We start from the raw sequence: 1,449 nt of genomic DNA, 5'->3' as shown, positions 1-1,449 counted from the left end.
GACATCGCGCGGCGGGCCCACGTCGGGAACATCGACGATCATCCAGCGATGGTCAGGCAAAGCGACCGAGGCGATCATCCCGGGTTGCTCGGCCCTGCGGCTGACGACCGCCGAAACATCGAGACCGTTCTGGCGCAGCATGTCGTTCAGCACGCGTGTGTGCTTGCGGTCCTCGAACCCGGACGCCGGACGATCGCTGATCGTCACCGGCGCATCGCCGCTGCTCGGCACGTGGCCTGGAACCAATTGCATCATATACTGGATCTGGTGCGCCAGCGGCCCCATCGTCAGCTCCGGCGACGGCCCGCCGAGCACCTTGACGGCGACAAAGGTGGCAAGCCCGACCACGCCCAGGATCGACGCGACCAAAAGGATGATCAGCCGCCGGCGCAGCGAAGTCACGCTTCGGTCTCCGCAGTCTCGACCCGTGCCGTCAGTTGATAGCCGCCATTGCGCACGGTCTTGAACAATGCCTCCTCGCCCGCTTCGGCGAATTTCCGCCGCAGCCGGCTCATCAGCACGTCGACGGACCGGTCGAGCGGCTCGCGCTCGCGCCCTTGCGTCAGATCGAGCAGCTGGTCGCGCGACAAAAGCCGTCCCGGCCGATCGAGAAAGACCTGCAGCAGATCGAACTCCGCGCCGGTCAGGTCGACCAGGGCGCCATCGGCATCCATCACCTTTCGCGTGTCCGGCTCCAGGCTGTAACCGGCGAAATGATAGACGCGGACCTTGGGCGGGGCGGCTTCTTCCGGCGCCGAGCGCCTGAGCACCGCGCGGATGCGGGCCGAAAGCTCGCGCGGGTTGAACGGCTTGCCGAGATAGTCGTCGGCGCCGAGCTCCAGGCCGATGATACGGTCGACATCTTCCTTCAGCGCCGTCAGCAGGATGACCGGAATGTGCGGCTTGCGATCGCGCAGGCTCCGGCAGATGTCGAGACCGGAGCCGTCCGGCAGCATGACGTCGAGCACGATCAGGTCGAACTGGCCGGAGCCGAGCTTCTGCTCGCATTCGCGCCGGTCCGCCGCCACCGACACGCGAAAGCCCTGCCCGTCGAGATAGCGCCCAAGCAGCGTCCTAATCTCGCGATCGTCGTCCACGACGAGGATGTGGGGTTGTGCCTGCATTCTTCGCCCGCTTGCCTTTTCGTTCCTGATTATAGGGAGCGACGCCGCCAAGCGGCATGGAAAATTGCAACGGAACGTTTCCAAGACCCCGCCGGAAACATTCGGAAACAAATCTCCTTTTTCTGGAAACCTTCGGCAATGCGCCGAAGCAATGCGGCAAAAGAGGCTTCCTATCCTCCCGGCATCCGAAGCACGCAGGAAAGGATCATGTCATGCGAAGCAGACTTCTGGCGCTCGGCCTGTTCTCGGTCGCGGCCGTCCACCCGGTGCTCGCTGCCCAGCCGGAGCCCGGCGCTGCACCCGCGGGCGAGCCGCCGGCAATCGG

The 1,449-nt window shown here is 65.1% G+C and carries 1 protein-coding gene and 1 pseudogene; both read right to left on the bottom strand.

Features of this window, described 5'->3' with window-relative positions; translation table 11 throughout:
* Nucleotides 1–402: pseudogene (locus EOA24_RS37795) on the bottom strand (two-component sensor histidine kinase); the annotation flags it as partial.
* Nucleotides 399–1,124, bottom strand: coding sequence for a response regulator (locus EOA24_RS37790; protein WP_126082334.1), 726 nt, complete (start codon nucleotides 1,122–1,124; stop codon nucleotides 399–401). The gene EOA24_RS37790 and the pseudogene EOA24_RS37795, both read right to left, overlap by 4 nt.
* Nucleotides 1,125–1,449: the final 325 nt, after the last annotated feature.

The sequence above is a fragment of the Mesorhizobium sp. M2A.F.Ca.ET.039.01.1.1 genome (genome assembly GCF_003998035.1).
Classification (GTDB): domain Bacteria; phylum Pseudomonadota; class Alphaproteobacteria; order Rhizobiales; family Rhizobiaceae; genus Mesorhizobium.
This window is presented reverse-complemented; position numbering and strand designations above follow the sequence as displayed.